Annotated in this window: 16 protein-coding genes and 1 riboswitch; of the genes, 3 read left to right on the forward strand and 13 right to left on the reverse strand. The window is 44.3% G+C overall.

Features of this window, described 5'->3' with window-relative positions; genetic code table 11:
* Positions 1-10: 10 nt before the first annotated feature.
* The 8 genes from JZO85_RS19240 to orr are packed head-to-tail and all read right to left on the reverse strand — an operon-like array spanning position 11 to position 9,348.
* Positions 11-1,408, reverse strand: a complete 1,398-nt coding sequence (locus JZO85_RS19240) for a GlmL-related ornithine degradation protein (protein WP_207110136.1) — start codon at positions 1,406-1,408, stop codon at positions 11-13.
* Entirely contained in the window at positions 1,408-3,633 is a 2,226-nt protein-coding gene (gene oraE / locus JZO85_RS19245; protein ID WP_207110137.1) for a D-ornithine 4,5-aminomutase subunit OraE, read from the reverse strand. The genes JZO85_RS19240 and oraE overlap by 1 nt, the downstream gene beginning before the upstream one ends.
* A gap of 1 nt (position 3,634) precedes the next feature.
* Positions 3,635-4,006, reverse strand: coding sequence for a D-ornithine 4,5-aminomutase subunit OraS (locus tag JZO85_RS19250; protein ID WP_207110138.1), 372 nt, complete (start codon positions 4,004-4,006; stop codon positions 3,635-3,637).
* A 12-nt stretch (positions 4,007-4,018) separates the two neighbouring features.
* Complete coding sequence (ortB, locus tag JZO85_RS19255; protein ID WP_207110139.1) at positions 4,019-5,419, reverse strand: 2-amino-4-oxopentanoate thiolase subunit OrtB; 1,401 nt, start codon at positions 5,417-5,419, stop codon at positions 4,019-4,021.
* On the reverse strand, positions 5,419-5,718 hold the full coding sequence (gene ortA, locus JZO85_RS19260; RefSeq protein ID WP_207110140.1) for a 2-amino-4-oxopentanoate thiolase subunit OrtA: 300 nt from the start codon (positions 5,716-5,718) through the stop codon (positions 5,419-5,421). The genes ortB and ortA overlap by 1 nt, the downstream gene beginning before the upstream one ends.
* Positions 5,719-5,740: 22 nt before the next feature.
* Complete coding sequence (ord, locus tag JZO85_RS19265; RefSeq protein WP_207110141.1) at positions 5,741-6,796, reverse strand: 2,4-diaminopentanoate dehydrogenase; 1,056 nt, start codon at positions 6,794-6,796, stop codon at positions 5,741-5,743.
* Positions 6,797-6,841: 45 nt separating this feature from the next.
* On the reverse strand, positions 6,842-8,257 hold the full coding sequence (locus tag JZO85_RS19270) for an amino acid permease (protein ID WP_207110142.1): 1,416 nt from the start codon (positions 8,255-8,257) through the stop codon (positions 6,842-6,844).
* A gap of 14 nt (positions 8,258-8,271) precedes the next feature.
* Positions 8,272-9,348, reverse strand: coding sequence for an ornithine racemase Orr (gene orr, locus JZO85_RS19275; RefSeq protein ID WP_207110143.1), 1,077 nt, complete (start codon positions 9,346-9,348; stop codon positions 8,272-8,274).
* 245 nt (positions 9,349-9,593) lie between these two features.
* Here orr and JZO85_RS19280 point away from each other — a divergent pair, with 245 nt between their 5' ends.
* The 3 genes from JZO85_RS19280 to JZO85_RS19290 all read left to right on the forward strand — a co-directional run bounded on the left by JZO85_RS19280 (position 9,594) and on the right by JZO85_RS19290 (position 11,319).
* A complete protein-coding gene (locus JZO85_RS19280; protein WP_207110144.1) occupies positions 9,594-10,163 on the forward strand; it encodes a cob(I)yrinic acid a,c-diamide adenosyltransferase in 570 nt (189 codons plus the stop codon).
* A riboswitch (cobalamin riboswitch) is annotated at positions 10,131-10,270 on the forward strand. (Overlaps the previous gene by 33 nt.)
* A gap of 94 nt (positions 10,271-10,364) precedes the next feature.
* Positions 10,365-10,772, forward strand: a complete 408-nt coding sequence (locus JZO85_RS19285) for a DUF4430 domain-containing protein (RefSeq protein ID WP_207110145.1) — start codon at positions 10,365-10,367, stop codon at positions 10,770-10,772.
* A complete protein-coding gene (locus JZO85_RS19290) occupies positions 10,735-11,319 on the forward strand; it encodes an ECF transporter S component (protein ID WP_207110146.1) in 585 nt (194 codons plus the stop codon). Before JZO85_RS19285 ends, JZO85_RS19290 begins: the two co-directional genes overlap by 38 nt.
* Before the next feature lie 111 nt (positions 11,320-11,430).
* Here the strand turns inward: JZO85_RS19290 and JZO85_RS19295 are convergent, their stop codons facing one another.
* The 5 genes from JZO85_RS19295 to JZO85_RS19315 all read right to left on the reverse strand — a co-directional run.
* Positions 11,431-14,553, reverse strand: coding sequence for a bifunctional metallophosphatase/5'-nucleotidase (locus JZO85_RS19295; RefSeq protein WP_207110147.1), 3,123 nt, complete (start codon positions 14,551-14,553; stop codon positions 11,431-11,433).
* Between the two features lie 245 nt (positions 14,554-14,798).
* Entirely contained in the window at positions 14,799-15,587 is a 789-nt protein-coding gene (locus JZO85_RS19300; RefSeq protein WP_207110148.1) for a helix-turn-helix domain-containing protein, read from the reverse strand.
* 106 nt (positions 15,588-15,693) lie between these two features.
* Positions 15,694-16,797, reverse strand: a complete 1,104-nt coding sequence (locus JZO85_RS19305; protein WP_207110149.1) for a coiled-coil domain-containing protein — start codon at positions 16,795-16,797, stop codon at positions 15,694-15,696.
* 23 nt (positions 16,798-16,820) lie between these two features.
* Positions 16,821-17,561, reverse strand: a complete 741-nt coding sequence (locus tag JZO85_RS19310) for a hypothetical protein (RefSeq protein ID WP_242550447.1) — start codon at positions 17,559-17,561, stop codon at positions 16,821-16,823.
* A gap of 42 nt (positions 17,562-17,603) precedes the next feature.
* Positions 17,604-18,991, reverse strand: a 1,388-nt coding sequence (locus JZO85_RS19315) for a coiled-coil domain-containing protein (RefSeq protein WP_207110150.1), incomplete at its 5' end; no start/stop codon positions are given.

The raw sequence follows: 18,991 nt of genomic DNA on the forward strand, positions 1-18,991 counted from the left end.
TAAAAGCGCTTTATTGAGAAGAAGTCAACGCAGGATTTATCTTCTCTGTAATCAACGAGCAGCCCAATGACGCTTCTAGTAATTTTAATGCCGCATCCTCATATTTGCATGCTAAGACACCTAACGAGGACATAATGTAATCATGGTCGATCAAGATCTTTGGGATACCTGTCGGCAATAATTTTGCTTCCGACTCTTCTTTTCGTATTTTTTTCAAGATATCCGGACCATTATCCAAGCGTGTTAAGGCGCCTCCCGTGCCGATTACATAGCGAATATTTGAGAGATCCTTTCCTTGAGCCAGCGTATCTCTTCCAGAAGGGCCATAAACATAACGAATCGCACCGACATGGCGATCAACGGCGGTCATAACAGCTGCTTCAGCCAACCGTTTAACGAAGCTTTTCTCTGCATCATTTTTGGGAATCGAGTGATATTCTTGTCGTAAATTTGCTAGATCATGACCTTCCTTGATCAGCTGCTCTTCCCCTATGATTTCGATGACATGCTCCATATTTACGAACATCCCCAAATCACCTTCAACCGTCCGTTTCGCCACTGGTTCAGGAGCAACCTGAATCTTTGAAATGGCCTCCGTGCCCTCCGTCACTGAGTAAACATCCGTTGTGGCACCGCCCACATCTACTACTAATACATCACCAATCTTGTCATATAGTAATTGACTGAGGTTCATCACTGCTGCTGGCGTCGGCGTGATTGTTTCATTGACTAAATCATGGATATGCTCCATCCCAGGTGCATGGACGATATGCTTCTCAAAGGCATTTTGAATTACTTTTCGGGTAGGCTCAACGTTTAATTCATCAATTTTTGGAAACACATTCTCGACAATATACACCTCTTGCTGACTGTTTTCAAAAATCAGCTTGATTTCCTCGTCGTTCTCGATATTTCCAGCATAGATTACCGGAATCGACAGCCCTAAATCAACGATCCTTTCTGCATTGTCCAGTGCCGTTTCACGTTCGCCATAGTCGACGCCTCCAGCAATCAGAATAATATTGGGGGAGGAATCGGCTATTTTTTTCATATCCGTTCGACGCAGCTTGCCCGCTGTGACCATATGGACGATCGCTCCTGCTCCCAATGCCGCCTCTTTTGCTGCACGAGCAGTCATGTCGAAAACTAACCCATGAACCGTCATTTTCAATCCGCCAGCCGCACTGGAGGTCGCAAACATTTCATCAAAGGTTAGACTATCGATTGCCAAACGTTCTTGTAAATCGTTGATACTATTTTCTAAACCGATCCGAACATCGCCCTCCAGCACAGTTGTTGCTGCCTGACCTTGTCCTAAGAAGACCGGCTGTTCACTATGGATACCTTGAAAAGCATTGACTACGGTTGTCGTAGAGCCGATTTCTGCTACTAAGATATCAATTTTCATTAGCCTTCTTCTCTTTCCATTTCTCTCCTGCGCTCAACTAACGCCGTTGCAACATTCGCACCGTTACTTCCGCGGCCAAAGCCGGCATCCATTCCGTTTTGAACAGCGATCTCTGGAATCACTTGAGTACCGCCAGCCATAATCATGACTTTTTCACGAATCCCTTTCTCGATCGCTAACTCATGAATCCGTTTCATATTGCGATAATGAATATCATCATGACTGATGATCGTTGAAGCCAAGATCGCATCGGCATTTAATTCAATCGCTGCATCCACTAATTTTTCGACTGGCACACTAGTACCTAAGTAGTGAACTTCCATTCCGTACTTCTCGATTCCACCGTGCTTAATATCGATGATTTCACGCAATCCAACAGAATGCTCGTCCTCTCCTACTGTTCCAGCTACGAGTACCATTTTTTGGCGTTTTACTTCTTCTCGAATCTCATCATCTGAAAGGATTTTTGGCTCCTCAGGAATCGTCAATGTTGATTTATCGATCGTGAATGGCACACGTCCCTTTAGCTCGATCCGTGTTCCTTCGGCAGCCTGCATTACTTCCTTATTGATTACTTCGCAGTCCACCAGTCCCATCTTCTTGCCGATCTCCAGTGCCGCGAATTCAGCTACCCGTTTTGATTCTGGAATCATCATCGTCAGCAGAATAATACCATCGCCCTGCCACTCTGCTTCTGGCTTGATCAGATCATTTTCCCGCAGTTCTTTGTTTTCTTCTAAACGAACATTAACATTATCGTTTTCATCTAGTTCATCAATAAAAATAATCTTCTCTGGTTTTTCAAACGTCGAACCGTCAATTAGCTTGGCCGGCTCATCAACTGCTGTTTCGTCATATTGAGCGACATTATTATAGCCGTAGTGCGCAGTAACCGGCGCCAAATAATCCTCATCTCGTTCGTAAACCGTGTTGTCGCCAACCCCGCCATTGATTTTGCGGGAGATCCCGTCATCGTTTCGCTCTGGGTAATTGCCAGAATCAACGAAAAAGGCATCTTCAACCGCTTGGAAATAGCCGCCGGCTTCAATGATTCCCTCGAAGAACAGGACAGCTCGTTCTTTGATTTCACGTGCGGTTTCACGCAATGGTCCGTCATCAAGCAGCTTCACCATATCGCCAAAACCGTCTAATCCCTGAAATACTTGTTTAGCCGTATCTACAGCTTCAATATTGTAAATATGCCACGGAACATTCCGGCCCTCATCTGGTGTGATAGTGGACTGAATATCAGCACTGGTCAATTTTGAGATCAGCAAGTTCAAGACATGCGTCACAGTCGCTTCACGGGTAGACGCTTCCATATATTTGGTATTTTGCTGCGCACGCATCCGATAATCGCTGAAGAATTCTCGTAATGCGACAGCATATGGCAAATCTAAATACATCGAAGGCGCAGGCGGTGCTGTCGGCGGTACCGTCGACAAACAAATATCTGCCTTTTCCATCCCTACCTTATGTGAAAAGATCGAATTGATCGCATGCTGAACCATCAATTCAGGCATTACCTTCCAGGCTTCCCGTGCAGTCGCATTGGCGTTATGAGCACCATCTATTTGAGCGATGCCGGCCCAAGCCATTACTTTTTTGGATTCGCAGGCATCCACAAAGGAACGAATCATATTGATATTACGGTATAAGACGTTGTATTGCGGATCTTGGTGAGCCCCGTTTACTCCTTCTTCAGCAAACATTACAGCCACCTCAGGACCAGCGATCCCAGATACATAGCTGTGGTAATTAATTGGACGTCCCACTTCATCCTCAATGGCATCCAACGCTTTTCTTTGTGCCCGCACCTGTTTTCGAGTAATCGGAATGCCGCCGATTCCTTGAGGCGTTCCTTCAATCAATCCTTCAAAATGGGATTGCCCTGCCGTACGAATAACCATTAAATGATCGGCTCCATGCCAAGCAGCCATTCGCATTCTGCGAACATCGTCCTCAAAACGGCCAGAAGCAATTTCCGTAGTAATCGAGGAGGTTCCTTGAGGATCGATATTGTCGAAATACTTCGCTGATGGTAGCGGAACATATTTCTTCAACGATTCTGCCATATCTTGATATTCAAAGCTGTGCATCTTATATCTTGGCACAGGCGTCCGCCACGTCCACCCGCGGCGTCTCGGATGATAATTGGCTAAATCATCCAAGATTTCGTGAATGTCTAATTTTTTATTTTCATCTAGCTTGATTTCTTTTGACATATTAGTTTGCCTCCTTGAAGATACGATCTACTTGATCCCAAAGTTCGCCGTCTGCTAGTTTTAAACCAGCGTCCCGGACGCTCAGTCCATTCTCTTTGGCAATGCGATAGACAATGTGTCCAGCGCCTTTGCCCATTAGTTCATGGGACAACACACGCTTCACGATTTCTGTCGCCTCAATTGAGGAAAAACCCATACGCAGCAAAACAGAGCGCTCAATGGAAGGAGAGGTATATTTTTTCCCCATCTCCAGCATCGGTTCAACCACTTCCTCGGCTAATTGCCAAAAACGGGCCTTCAATTCATCATCACTCAAAGATGCCAAGTGCTTTCTAGCCTCTTCAAACTTCACATTTTCTACTTTATTTTCCACTTCCGTCACCTCTTAGTTCAAATTTTCAATGATTTGTTGTACCTGTTCGACCGAGCCGTTGATCTCTTCGGCTAAATAATTCAGTTCGATCTCTGATAGCGGTTCTGTAGATGCTTTTAAGGCATTTTTTACAAGCGACTGTCTCAAATAGGACAGGTCGATATCATTCACCGAAATCTTATCTGGCGAAGAAGGCAAGACAATGGATTTACCAGGAATTTCCTCTTCTGGATCACCAAAATAGATATCGATCCCATTGTCTCTAGCAAAAGACAATTGCGGCTGAACACTTTTTCCAGCGCCGGTATATTCGGTCTCTTGAACCAAAATGATCTGATCCTCCGGCATTTCCTGAGCCAATACAAAAGCAACAGCCAAAGAAGTATTCCCTGCCGGACCTTTTTCCAGTCCTTCTAAGTTTGCTAAAGCCTCGGTTATGAAGAACACTTCTCCTTGACGAATTTTTACGTAGCGATCCATGTACCGCAATGGTCGTGCCGCCGATCTTGGAACATCCGAACGGTCGGGAGAAGTAGTAAATGGTACACCAAATCCAGTATGACCAGTGGTAAATGATTTGCGATTGAAATCTAAGTCTGAGGCCATGTGCAATCCCTGCAGATCCACACTAGCGCCAACGATTTTCGTTGTAGTATTTCCGGCTTTACGCATGCCTCGCGCAGTTCCTGTCAGATTCCCGCCGCCAGCATTGGTTGCGACAACGACATCCGGCTGCTGCCCCATCTGCTTGAATTGCTGAACAATCTCATAGCCTAAGGTTTCCACACCGGCAATACCGAATGGTGTATACAAGGAGGCATTAAAATACTGAGTCTTCTCGATCAATTTTAGAAATTGATAAAACAGCTCTGGGCCTACCGTTAACTGAACAACTTCTGCTCCTAAGGCCTCACACTTCCGAGCCTTTTCAACAATTTCCGGCTGACCAACACCTTTGGAATCAAAGCATTCTTGAACGACGATACATTTCAATCCTAATTTTGCCGCATGACAAGCGACTGCTGCGCCATAGTTCCCGCTAGTCGCTGTAACTACCCCTTTGTAGCCTAATTTTTTGGCGTGATAAACAGAGATGGCTGCACGTCGATCTTTAAAGCTTCCTGAAGCATTCGCTGCCTCATCCTTCACAAAGATACGAGCACCTTTTCCCTGCGGAGCATATTTTCGTGCAAGTTTGGTCAAGTTCTTTAGTTCAACGACTGGAGTATTACCTACTCCTAATGATCGTTGAATCTCAATCATCTCTTCCATTGAGTACGCGGCTTCTGACATCATTTTCTCGTAATCAAAAGCAATACCCAGCAGCTCAAAATCTTCGTAGTTGATTTTTAAGGAAGCCTCCATCAGTTCTCCGCGTCGTGCCATAACTGCTTGATAACTATCGTCTCTCACTACGCTTCACCTCCGAATAATTCCTGCTGCAGCATTTGATCGATTTCCAAGATTTCTGGCACAAATTTGCCAAAGCTATGGGTGAAAGCTGGTTCGACCTGAACCAGCTTTCCCGCCTCCAAACGACCCGTAATGGTCCTGATCTCAGCCTCTTCACCGATCTCGGCATCTGCTGTTAAAAAACCCTTAACCCACATTTCCAGCGGGACATTCTTCGTACTTTCTGGTACCTGCGGAGCACGTTCATTTGTTGTCAAAACGACTGAATGCACCTGTACCCAGCTTCCTTTTTTCACCATATCTCATAATCCTTCCTTGTCTCTAAACGATTTTTGCCTCTTCATGGATCTGATCTCTAAAGTCGCCTAAAATGGCATGTGGAATCGGCAGATCGATCATGCTGACTAAGCCTGGACGAGCATTGATCGTTTGCGGGATCATATTGACACACATCGCGATCGTTCCCACACCGCCTTCGATTTCAGGTGAATTCACTAGATTTACCTGCGGGTTGCCGTCAATGATCACATAGTCACCGGTTTTGACTCCTACCTGCTCTGGCTCGATTTGTTGCGGATGATCCATCTCAATCAATTCTTTTCCATCTTTGATGCCGCTCGCCTTCATTGAAACACCTGCAACCGAGCCCGCCTTAGCTTCGCCATACGGAGCTTTACGGTCAACATCGGTAACGATCGCATCCATCGATTGGTTGATGGCATCCAGTTTTACTCCTAAAGCCTCTGCAATCATTGAAATCGATTCTGGGAAACCAACGTGTCCTGCTAGGCTGCCGTCCGCTTTGCCCTGTTCAAATTCTGCTACTGAAATACCGATTCCCTGTTCCTCCATTACGGCCTTGCCGAAAGGTGACAGAGAGTTCACTCGACGAGAGGTGATGTGATGAATGTCTTCGCAGGCACCTGTCATCACCAGCACCAGAACATCCATAATTAATCCTGGATTAATTCCTGTACCGAGGATCGATACGCCATTTTCCTTCGCTAGCTGGTCTAATTTTTCTGCTAGTTCTGGATTTTGAGCTTTTGGAAACGCCATTTCCTCCGCACTAGTGATCACATTAATCTTGTTTTCGACCACTTTCTTGATTTTATCGAAGGCCTTTGCTGTGAAGGAATCCGTACAAATCAGAACGATATCCGCTGCCTTTTCCTTGATGACTTCCTCTGCTGTGCTGATTTTTATATTTTCATTGTTGGGAAATTCTTCTCCCAGTACATCAAAGATTGGTTTTCCAACTTTCTGACCGATATCAATAGCGCCTACGACATCGACACCTGTTTTTTTCATCAGCATTTTTGCCATGCCGCTTCCCATGGCTCCCATTCCCCAAATAATGACTTTTACGTTTTTCAAGTTCGTTCCTCCTAATTATTTTCTACATAGTAATCGTTAAATGATTTATTCAACCGATTTATTCGGTGCCTTCTCTTTTTTCTTCGTATTTGCCCATAAGGTACTTCCGACAAATAATGCAATAAATACAGGTGCTCCCATAGTTAATGCGCCACGCTGCGTCGGATCTAATATCATCCCAGTAGCGACTAAGATACACAGAATGACTAATAATATGGGCACCACCGGAAACAGCGGAATGCGGAATTTCAAATCTGAAATAGTATTGCCGGCTGCTAAAAAGGCTTTTCGATGCTTCAACGCACATAAGCCGGTAATCGAATAAACGACCAATTCTGCTGCCCCAATAAACGAAGTTAGAAACAGATAGACAACGTCTGGTGAGATAAAGCTTGATGCGACTGCAAATACCGTGAATATCATCGTTACGATCAGCGCATTCATTGGTACTTTTCGTTTATTTACTGTCTTAACAAAGCCTGGTGCCTGTTCATAATGCCCCATGGACCATAATGTTCGAACCGCCGCAAATACGTGAGCATTGGCTGAAGATAAGGCTGATGTCACGACAACTAGGTTTATGATCATTTCTGCTGATGAAATCCCTAATTTGCCAAACACATACGCAAACGGACTGCCCATCAAATCTGCTTCGCGCCATGGCAAAACAGCGATCAAGACAAACAAGGTCAAGGCATAGCTGATAATGATACTCAAGGAGCTGATTTTGATGGCCCGCGGCAGGTTCTTCTCAGGATTTTCACTCTCGCCGGCTGCTGTCGCAAACATATCAGCCCCGCTGTATGCAAAAACGGCTGTCATCATCGACATCATTATTGGCTTAAAGCCTGTTGGAAACAGCCCGCCATCATTGGTGTAATTAGCTAAACCAACACCCTTGCCGCCAACACCTAAAATCATTCCCAAACCAACTAATACAAATACGACAATCAAGATTACTTTGATACTGCTGAAGAAGAAGGACGAGGAGCCGTATTCTTCATTTGAACGAGAATTTAAGAAAAATAGCAATAGACCAAACCCGACGATCCAGACCAGCGATGGTACCTGCGGAATAATATTTCCCATAATAATGGCAGAGGCCACGATTTGAGTGGGAACCGTCACTGCTAATTGCAGCCACTTCACCCAGCCAACTGTAAAACCTGCTCCATAGCCTAAAAACTGTGATGCATACGCCTGAACATTTCCTGCCACCGGAATTTGTACGAGCATCTCGCCCATGCTCAACATCATTAAGACCATGATTAGTGCCCCAAATCCATAGGCGATAAAGGTTCCGCCTGGACCAGATTGCTGAACAACATAACCTGTTCCTAAGAATAGCCCTGTTCCAATTGTTCCTCCGACACTCAGCATTGCCACGTGGTGGATCTTCATCCCACGTTTTAACGATCCTGAATCCGTTGCTGGATTCTCCTGCTGTTCCTTGCTTGACATCGTTTTCCCTCCTATTATCGAATAAACTCTTTTTTGACGTATTTACTAGTGAACGTGCTTAAGACTGAACCATAGGACATCGAAAATTCAATTTCATCGCCAACCTGATACTCCTGTTTCGTATGAGTGATATCTAAAAGCAAATGATCGGAGCTTGCGCCTAATAGCTCGATAGCTTTGTCTTTCGGAGCAATATCATCCAGTGCGACATCCTGCTGTCCGATCGCTACGATACATCGCTTCATGTTGCCCTTATCAACGTAATGCGGCTTTTTACCAAAAGCATCCACACCAATCTCGCCAACCGGATAAGAAGGCTTTTCCTTGATCTCGACAATCTCTGCTGCCAAGGTAAAAGCATCCTGATGCATTTGCTCATAATCAGCTCCATAGGCTGTCTCTCTTCCAAGTACAAAGCTTTCACCGATTCTCAAGTTATTGATTCCCTCGGGAAGAATATCTGTTGGTGAATCCAGCAAATACAAAGAACTGGAATTGCCGCCGGAGATCATCTCTAAAGACAGGTCAAAGCGCTGCTTGATTTCATTTTGGATCTCAATCAAATTACCTAAATTTTTCGAGCTGGGAATAATCGCGCCATAGCAGGTTAGATTGACGCCCAAGCCGTAAATTTGGATATTATCCATCTTCAGAACCTCTTGAATGCAGTCATACAGTTCCTCACGTTCAAAAAATCCTTCGCGCAAATCACCCAAATCAACCATCAAGACAATTCGATGCGTCTTCTTTTGCTTCGCGGCCTCCTGATCAAGCTGCCGGATCGTCGTCAGCTCAGAATTAAAACTAATATCCGCATATTGGATTACTTCAGGAACCTCGCTGATCATCGGCAGTCGAATCAGTACTTTTTGTTTTTTTGAGTTCTGATAGCTCATCAAATTCTCAATCCTTGAATCACCAAAATAAGTGATATCAGGGCATTCATCATACAAAGCGATTACCTGCGGATGTGCATTGAATACCTTTGTTACAGCCATGATCGAAAGTGCATGATCCGTTAATTTGGAAGCAATAAATGCAAGATTTTCTCTCAGCTTTGTCCGATCAACAACTATTCTCGGATTTTTCATAGCATTCGTCCTTTCTTTTTTCTAAAGCGCTTACAAAACAAATCATACGTTTTCTTTTAAACAAAAATTTCACGAATAAGCATAGTTACTATTCAAAAAGCGACTATTTTATCGTTTCTGCTCAATCATTTTCTGAGGGATACAAATTGGCATACTAAACATTCGTTTTTAGCATTTATTTTCCTACGGTTATCTGTTATTTTAGATGTGTACGCTTCCATTACTTTTAGAAAGGTCTTGTTGCAATGAAAGTCTATACTCGAAGTGGCGACAAAGGAAAAACCAGCGCTATTGGCCGTCCCCGTCTGATGAAAAATTCTCCACGTATCGAAGCCTATGGAGAAGTAGACGAATTAAACTCACTAATCGGTTTAATCATCAGTCAGCTAGATACAGAGCAGGAGATGTTCAAGAAATTAGCGGATGAACTCGTTGAGATTCAGCACTTATTGTTTGATGTAGGAACGGATCTGGCAAATTTAGAAAAAGATTTCCCCTTGCGTATCACAGCAGATGCGGCAAAATGGTTGGAAAATCAAATCGATTGGTATACTGAAAAGACACCGGCTATCGAGAAATTCATCTTGCCCGGTGGAAATCCCTTAGCATCCTGGCTTCATTACGCTCGAGCCGTCTGCCGGAAAGTCGAGCGCCGGATCGTTACATTGATGGAGCAAGAGGAGATCAATACTCATGCGTACGTCTTTATTAATCGTTTATCCGACTATCTTTTCATGATCGCGCGCTACACCAATACTCAAAAAAGCGAAACTGAGGTATTCTATCGTAATAGTGACCATGTTTTTAAAAATTAAATAGATTTCAATCAAGGATTAGGAAAAAGGTGAAATTCCTTTACAGCCCCTTTCTACTGTAAATGCTTTACGCAAAGTCAGACACTAATCTTGGTTGAGAAGAACAAGCAATATCAGGGTCGTTTGCTTCAAGCTTTTTTAGACGCCTTTTATTTCAGGGCGTCTTTTTTATTAATCCACAACAAAAGAGGAGAATCTCACATGAAGAAAAAAATTTTAGTCTTTACACTACTAGCGAGCCTATTGGCATTTAGCGGCTGCACAACAAAGGAAGCAGATTCAACTGATAAATCAACGACCAAGGAAGAAGTATCCAGCAGTAAAAAAGCCGAAGTGACATCCACGATTACTCTATTAGATGGAGACAAAGAGCTGTCGAAAAAAGAAATTGCTTTTCAAGATGGGGAAAAATTATTTGATGTACTCGAGAAGAATTATGAGATTGAGGATAATGACGGAATGATAAGCTCGATTGACGGTCACGCCCAAGACGAAAAAAATAAAAAGTATTGGGTATTCACGATTAACGATGAGCAAGTAAATTCTGGCGCAAAAGATGTTGTGTTGAAGGATGGGGATCGTGTGGTGTTCAAGCTTGAACAATTCTAATAGCAAGGTCTATTCTTTCTTTGCACTAGGAGTCAAAGAATTGAGCCTGCTGTCAATGATGATCGCACTGTGCGTCGTCAGCCGTTCCTTTTTTCAATTTATTGTAAATGTTCAGCCCGTTACAGCAATATTGTTGATCATTACGATCTATTGGGGCGTTTATCAAGGATTGATCGTCAGTGTTCTCTCCATTCTGATCACCAATTTTTATATGGGTATGGGAATATGGACTGTTGCGCAAATTGTCACTTATTTTTTGATCATCTTTTTGACAGGCCTATTGAAGAAGCTGCCTGCATTCAAGAATAGCATCCTTGTACAAGCAATCTACGCAGGAATAACCGGTCTATTATTTGGTTTGTTTATTTCTGCTATTCAGGCGCCCTTTTTTGGCATCTCTGCTTTCTTGCCCTATTATCTAGCAGGCGTTCCCACGGACGTCATGCATGCGGTGGGGAATGTTGCGTTCTATTTATTGCTAACGCCGATTTTAAGAAAATTATTGACGCAAACGATACAAAGATGGCGAAGGGCAAGTAGTAAGTAACAGATAAAGAAAAACACAAAAGCACCGGCTCTTTTGAAAAAAAGAAGTCGGTGCTTTGTTTTTCAGCAGAAAAGCCGAATCCACAAGCGGATTCGGCCCTAACTCCATTCATTATCTTTTCTTGAAATAGATCCATCCGCTGGCGCCTAAAGTTACTATGCCCAGCAGGACCAAAATCGGTTGTTTGCCCTCACCCGTTTTCGGATAGATTTTTCCAATCGTACTATCGATCCAACCAGTGGTGCTTGGTGTTTGCGTGTTCACGTTTGAAGCAACGATCTTTCCAAGTACTGTCTTCTCAAACACTGCCCTGCCACCGCTTGGCCCTATGATAGTAACGATAACTTTTTGATCCTTTTTCACATCCAACTCTTTGACATCCAGAAGGATATTTCCATTTACATCTGATTTTCCTAATGCAAAATTCTCACTTTTTGCAATGGACACATCAATCGTCGCCTCTGCGATCGTCTTCCCTGTCAGCTGTGTATCCCCTTCATAAATATTCGCCAGCTTTGTTTCTTTCTTGATCTTTTCTGTTTCCGCATCTGCGGCCGGATTGGTTCCTGATTTTGCTGCAACTGTCTTCCAGAAACCTGCTGATCCGCCGTTTGGCCCTGTCACATTGACCACAACAGACTGTCCAGCCTGCAAATTCATATTTTGTACATCAATTTTGAACTTGCCCTCTGCATCAGAGGTTTGCGGAGCTTCGGCCTGCACAGCAATTTTTGCCTGCGGTACTGCTTCGGCTGCTTTCTCATTTCCAGCATCTGGAACAGCGACTTCAATCGTTGCATTTGGAATCGTCACACCAGATAAGTATGCATCTCCTTCATACAGTTCATCTAACTTAGTTTTTTCTTTAATCAATTTCGTTTCCGCTATGCTTGGATCAGGGACTGTTGTTGGTTCTGTCGATGAGTCCGACGTTGTGCTGCTTGTTGTTGGCTCAGTCGATGAATCTGACGTTGTGCTGCTTGTTGTCGGCTCTGTCGATGAATCTGACGTTGTGCTGCTTGTTGTCGGCTCTGTCGATGAATCTGATGTTGTGCTGCTTGTTGCCATCGCTAAAACCGTCATTGAAAATTCCGCTTTACCGCCATTTTCGCCTTCGATGCTCACTGTTAGCTTCTGGCCTTCTGTCAAGCCTAGCTGATCTATAGCAATCTTGATGTTTCCATCTTTATCAGCCGTTCCTTTCACCGGACCCATTGCGCGTGCCTTAGCTAGTGCAATCGTCACTTCACCGTTAGGGATCGTTTTTCCAGTGAAATAGCTGTCCCCTTCATGGTAATCAGCCAATTCGGTCTCTGCTTTTATCTTTTCAGTTTCTTCTGCCGCTGGATCGATTGCCGCTAACGTTTTGCGCCCTTCGATGGCAGCCGAAACTTTCTTGCCATTTGCTTCCAAATCTTCGATATACCCGATAAATGTTTCTGTATCAGGGTCTAAGGCACCAACCAGATTCGCATTGGTGAATTCAGAGAACCCATCGCCTCCGCCATATAGGAAGTCGTTGATGATCAATTTATAGGTTTCATTCGCCTTAAGCGCTGTGCCGTCTGATTTTGTTAACTCTTTAACCACATAAGGATGGTCTGCGTCACTGGCATCAGGATTTTTTTCTACTGTATATTTTAAACCAGAGACTTGAAGGAAATACTTACTGCTCTGCTGATTCAACACATTTTCGATTTGCTGTCCTGTCATTTCGACGATCTGCATGATATTCCCAAAGGGTTGAACAGCCTGCGCGGCGCCCCAAGTAATCGATGAGTCTGACTTCACCTTTAAATCATCTCGGATACCGCCGTTATTCGTCATGGCAAAATCAACCGGCTGTCCTTTTTTCTCAGCCATGTATACTTGCGCGTCTGTCACAAGATTACCGACAGGAGATTCTCCCATCTCGTTGGCTGTTCGAGTGATGTCTTCTGCTTTATCGGCCGTTCCGATTTTTTTGTCGGTCACTTCTTTCACGCGACTGTCCGCATCCGCGACAATTCCTTGTACCGCTGAGTCAGGTGTAATGCCATCAGCTGGAATCACTGGACTAACTGTTGCTTTTGGTGTGGTCGCAAAGTCTTGTGTAGTTGTATCGTATTCTCCCTGCAAATCGATATAACCTTTACCTTGTGAAGTTGATTGAACGATTCGGGTATTTCCAACAACCCCATTCGTATAGACATGATTATGTCCAGCAAAGAACGCATCCACGCTGTTATTCGGATTCGCTTGATTCACTTTGTTCATAATCTCAGCGGTCTCTCCACTGACACTTTCACCAGCGCCTTGGACAGATGGTGTATGACCAAGTACAACGATCGCATTCACTTTTTGATCAACTAACTCCTTGGAATACTTCGCGATTTCTTCCGCTGGATCAGTAAACGTATAATCCTTATGATGTTCAGCTAAAACCAAATTGGGAATCTCAGTCGTAACAACACCAATAAATCCGATGTTTATTGGTTCCGATTCAGTCCCAACATTTTTGATAATATACGGCCGCCAACCAAAAGGAATACTACCATTTTCCTCATGAACATTTGCGATGACGATATCAAAGCCGCCCATTAATTGTTCCTGGGGATAGTCTTTATTATACTGATTCACGATGTCATAGAAGCCTGAACCCTCATCTGGCTTCGTTCCAGTCAGAATACGATTAAACTCTCCTAATCCTTCATCAAATTCGTGGTTTCCTAACGTTCCAACGTCAAATTTCATTTGATTTAGAATTCGCATCGTTGGCTGATCCTGCAGCAAACCAGAATTGGCAGGACTTGCGCCCACCATGTCGCCGGCCTGGACACGAAGACTTTTCCCTTCATTATTATCAGCCAGAAACTTCGATTCTGCCTGGTTAAAGTATCCGGCTAATAACGCTGCCGTTCCAGCGCCAGATATTTTTGAGCCGTCTGCACCATAATAACTTCCCGTGGTACTCAACGCACCGTGAAAATCATTGATCCCCAACATTTGGATTGGAATAGTTGCTGCTTCTTCCTCAGCAGAACTGCTCTCAGTGGTGGCTTCTGCTGATGGACTGCTCGTATCCTCACTGCTTGCGACACTGGTGGTGCTATCTATTGTTTTACTTGCTTGACTGCTTATCGTACTATTCAGCTCACTGGTGATTGTTTCGGCTGCCGCTAAGCCTGACGGCAAAGTAAAACCTAAAACTGTAAATAATGTTACCGCACTTTTTATGACACTCGACCTTTTCAAAAAATCATCTCCTTCAGTTTGAAACGCTTACAAATGAAATGATAACAATCCTTCACGAAATATTCAAACTTTATTCTCATTTTCTTTTTATTTTCTGCTATTTCAACAAAAAAAGACAGAAATTAACGTTAAAAAGAAATGAATTTCCAATCTATGAAACGATTGAACCAACACGAAAAGCGTCGAATCTGCAATCAGATACGACGCTCTATAGGGATTCTTTTAATCACTCATTTATATGGTCACTAGCCATTTGAAACGAGGGTATGAAGGGTATCGTTTTTATTGATGCGGTCTAACAGCTCGGGATTGATCCGATAGCCTTTGCCCCATAATGTTTGGATCGCCTTGTTGGTTAGATTCGTCGCTTCAAACTTGGTTTTGATGCGGGTAACCGTACTGGATAGTGAGGCCAGATGCGACTTATTGACGTCTTCATTCCAAATTTGATGACAGATCGTTTCGCGGGTAACCACCTTGTTTCCCGCGTGAAGCAAGATAGACAGAATCCTCGTTTCTGTCGTGGACAGATGATGCAGGACTTCTAAAAATTGATAATTATCCTCTGGATTCGTGAGTCCCTTGTGCAGAACATTGGGACGAATCAAGGAAACCTTATCCGATAATTGGACGTAGTTCCTATTCTCATAGGCAAGTTCATTTTTCTGCTGCTTCAAATTAGACAAGCACTCCCGCAATTCATCAACGGAGTCCTCATTTGAGATGATCGCGTGAAGGAGCTCCTCTTCTAAGTACTGATGATCCATTTCAGTCACCTTAGCCTCCACTTTTCGAATGATACGGATGGGCTGCTTTCGCAACAGCGGTACGAGCTCCATTACTTCTGATTCACAAATCGTTTCACTCAAAATGACATACTGAAAAAAGTTGAAAAACTCCAACATCTCGACTTGCTGGCGGCTGGTTTCGAGCATTCGCGCGGAACAATACACTTCATAATTCAATGCCTGCAGCTTTTGCTGAATCTCCTGCTCAGCTAAAATATTTTTCGTCAGAATCAAGATTTGATTCATGCTAATCTCCCCTTTTTGGTTAAACCCTACTGATAATCAGGCTTCCTTCGACTACTGAAGCACTATGTATCTGGAGAAGGGCCGTTGCTGCCCTCCCCGATTGCGTTTACTGAAACTCTTTGCGAGCGATCACAGAGACCTTCGGATAGTCATAGCGTCCTTTGATTTCTTCTAAATCCGGCACATTACTCTGGGCCAATTGATCCACTCGGCTCTTCAGCTCTTCATAGATGCTCATGATTGTTTGACGGGATTCATCGACTTCACACGAGATTTCTTTGGCCCGATCATGGATCGTCTGCAGTTCTGCCTCTGAATCCTTGACGATGCGCTGGGCGTCCATCTTCGCCTTTTCCACCATCCGATTGGCCTGGCGGCGAGCGGAAATCAGGACTTCACCGATTTCATGCTGCGAATGGATCGCTTCTTGCTTCAACTGCTCGTTCTCGTTTTGAAGCGTCGCAAGCTGTTGTTGCAGCTTTTCGATATGCTCGCTTTCGATCACAGACTCCTGATGCTTCTGATCCGCGAGCACTTGCTGAACAAGCTCTTCCTTTTCCAGAATTTGTTGATCCTTATCTGCGATCAATTGATCCAGTTGGACCACCAATTCTTCCTTTTTCGCCAGATCAGCAGCAAGCGTAGCCATTTCGCGCTCGATTTGCTGAACCGCCTCTTGATACTGGCGTTCGCCTTCTTTTTGACTCATAGCGAACGCATGAATCTGCTGCTTGGCCTCTTTCAGCTCCTCTTCGACGGTCTGATGAGCTTCCAAAGCGGCTTTCAAGTTCGCTGCCTCTTCTTCCGCCTGATCCAATTGTTCCTTCAAATAGCCTGTCTCTTTATTTTCTTGCAAGCGCTGAATCTCTTGCCGATTTCGTCGAACCTCAGATTCCAAGTCTTGGATCTGGCGACGATTCTCAGCTTTTTCCTCTCCTGTTCGCAGAAGCGCCTGCTTGTATTTGTCATTTTCCTTGAGTAAGCGCTGCTTTTCCAGTCCATGTTCCTTTTTGCCTTGTTCGATCAAGTCATCCTTTTCGGTGATTAACCGTTTCAGCTCCGCAAGCTCTTCACTTTGCTTTTTGGCCGGACCTTCCGCTGGGGGATTTGGTTGTTCGTCAATCATGATCTCTTCTTCTGGAACAGAATTGATTTCGTCGATGATATTCTTATTGAAAAACCAGCCATTCTTCTTTTGTTGTGCGTTCATACTGACTCCCACTCCTCTTTTTTTTACTCTTCTTCTTGGATCAATGAAAATTCTTCGTCGGCTTTCTCACGAGAAAATGTACAGCTATAGGTCTTTTTCTTGTTCTTATCATTCATTAGGTTCATCTGGAAGGTGATCTGGGTCAATTTGGAAATATCCTTCGCTTCCTTGGCGAATGCCTTGACGTTGTCCTTGATTTGTTGGCGATTCTCCTCACTGCCAGAATCACCAGCCAACGCGATATTCAGTGTCTGTGTCGGAATATCCAACACGATCAAGGTAGTAGACAACCCAAAATACGGGCTCACCTTCGTTGACAGGTCACTCTCGATCTCGTATTGCTTCTCACGATTTTCGTCTGAGAATAGTTTCTCCCATGGATACTCCTTTAACCCGATGCCCTTCGCAGGGTAATCTTTGATAGGCATTTTATTGATCAGTTGCTTCTGTTCTTTTTTTAACGTATACAGCTCGTCTTTTAACTGATTGGTTCGTTCCGTGACGACATGCAGCTGATCCTCCATTTGAAACAGGCCGTAGGTAGTCAACAACAGGCCTGCCGATAAAAAGAGCGTGAGGAATAACAAGGCTGACACGTGCTTTTCCTGTTCGGCTTGTTTGACATATTCCAGCTTTCTCTGGAAGGACAACGGCGTATTCGGCGGTACCTGAAGCCGCTGCAGCTGCACCTTGATGATCATTCGTCGAAACCAAACAATGAGTATCAAGATGACCAGTGCGATACTTAGCCAATTTATGATCAAAATGTTCGTATCCCCTTTTCTCTCTCTAGTTTCGTTTCACTGCTAATCAAAATAATCGGACAGTTTCTGATCCTGTTTGTTTTTCTTTATCTCTTTTAACAGCGTTCCGTTCGATAAGGCCTCGACCTTAAATTCCAGATCATCATAGATCGAAAGCACATTCTTCCGTGATTCCGAGACTTCGATCAGAATTTTTTTCGCCCGGTTGCTGATGTTTTCTAATTCCAATTCCGCTGAGCTGATCATGTGCTTTGCTTCCACCTGCGCTTCTTCCACGGTACGGTTCGCCTGCTTCTTCGCTGAGATCAGCACCTCCCCGATTTCCTGTTGGGATTGCAGGACTTCTTTTTTGAGCTGCTCGTTCTTCTCCACCAGCTCATCGACTTGCTTCTTCGCTTGGATCAGCTCAAGACTTTCTTCATTAGCCTTTTGTTCTCGCAGCTTGCTTAATTCGATCTGCGCATCTGCCAAGCGACTCGCCAGCCGCTCTTTTTCAGCTTCCAGCTGCTCCAGCACACGCGTCTTTTCTTCCAGCTTCGCAATCTCTTCGTGAGCATCGAACAGGGCGCTGTTAAGGGCTTCTTTCTCGGCTGCTAACTGCTCCATATTTTCAGTGGTTTCTTCTGAATCTTGTACATATTCCTCTGGCATTTGCCCTTGTTCCCCAACATCCATGTGTGATTCCTCCAATGCATTTTTAAGCTTTTGAGCGACTTGTTCCTTTAGTTGTTGAATCGTCTGCCGGTACTTGGCATTGTCTTCTCTGAGACGTGTCAGCTCAACATCGATTTCTTGTTCCTTTTCCTCCAACAGTTCAAGCAAGGTGTCATTCTCCTCACGAAGCTCACTTAGTTTCGTTTCGCTCTTTTGATTGATGGTATGTAACTGTTGATAGTCTTGTTCCAATTCGCTGTACTGTACTTCCAGCTGCTGGACGACTTCTTTCGCGTTCGCTGCTTCTGTGCTGATCTGAGCCAGCTTTTTTTCTTTTTCACGATTTTCTGCCTGCGAATCCTGATATTTCCGTTGATACTCCTTAAGCTGTTGCGTCAGCTCCTTCAGATTCACTGCCGCGGCTGCGTCCTTCTCCGCTTCCTCTGCCCGAAGTCGATCGATAGTCGCTGTTACTTCTTGTTCTTTTTCTTCTACTTGTTGCTGGAGATGAGCGATCGTTGACTCAGTTTCTTTCTTTTCCTCATGGAGTTCGGCAAGCTTTGTCTGCCACTCCTCGTCTCGTTCGCTCAATTCATCTGACCGTCTCGTCTGTTCCAAGGCAAGCTTTTCTTCCAACGCTTCCTTTTCAGCCTCTAATTGATGAATGCTGGTTTGCGCTTCTTCCTTTAATCGTGCTAGTTCTTCCTGCATCTGTTGGAGCGCTTGATGTGCAAGCTTTTCTTCCGCTTCTTGTTCGTCTGCGGCAGACTCAGGCG

The sequence above is a fragment of the Candidatus Enterococcus murrayae genome, from assembly GCF_017315985.1.
GTDB lineage: Bacteria > Bacillota > Bacilli > Lactobacillales > Enterococcaceae > Enterococcus_A > Enterococcus_A murrayae.

Excerpts from the sequence above, each read along its gene's own strand:
- JZO85_RS19240 (WP_207110136.1), bottom strand. The coding sequence starts at position 1,408 with ATGAAAATTGATATCTTAGTAGCAGAAATCGGCTCTACGACAACCGTA.
- oraE (WP_207110137.1), bottom strand. The coding sequence starts at position 3,633 with ATGTCAAAAGAAATCAAGCTAGATGAAAATAAAAAATTAGACATTCAC.
- ortA (WP_207110140.1), bottom strand. The coding sequence starts at position 5,718 with ATGGTGAAAAAAGGAAGCTGGGTACAGGTGCATTCAGTCGTTTTGACA.
- JZO85_RS19270 (WP_207110142.1), bottom strand. The coding sequence starts at position 8,257 with ATGTCAAGCAAGGAACAGCAGGAGAATCCAGCAACGGATTCAGGATCG.
- orr (WP_207110143.1), bottom strand. The coding sequence starts at position 9,348 with ATGAAAAATCCGAGAATAGTTGTTGATCGGACAAAGCTGAGAGAAAAT.
- JZO85_RS19280 (WP_207110144.1), top strand. The coding sequence starts at position 9,594 with ATGAAAGTCTATACTCGAAGTGGCGACAAAGGAAAAACCAGCGCTATT.
- JZO85_RS19285 (WP_207110145.1), top strand. The coding sequence starts at position 10,365 with ATGAAGAAAAAAATTTTAGTCTTTACACTACTAGCGAGCCTATTGGCA.
- JZO85_RS19290 (WP_207110146.1), top strand. The coding sequence starts at position 10,735 with ATGGGGATCGTGTGGTGTTCAAGCTTGAACAATTCTAATAGCAAGGTC.
- JZO85_RS19300 (WP_207110148.1), bottom strand. The coding sequence starts at position 15,587 with ATGAATCAAATCTTGATTCTGACGAAAAATATTTTAGCTGAGCAGGAG.
- JZO85_RS19305 (WP_207110149.1), bottom strand. The coding sequence starts at position 16,797 with ATGAACGCACAACAAAAGAAGAATGGCTGGTTTTTCAATAAGAATATC.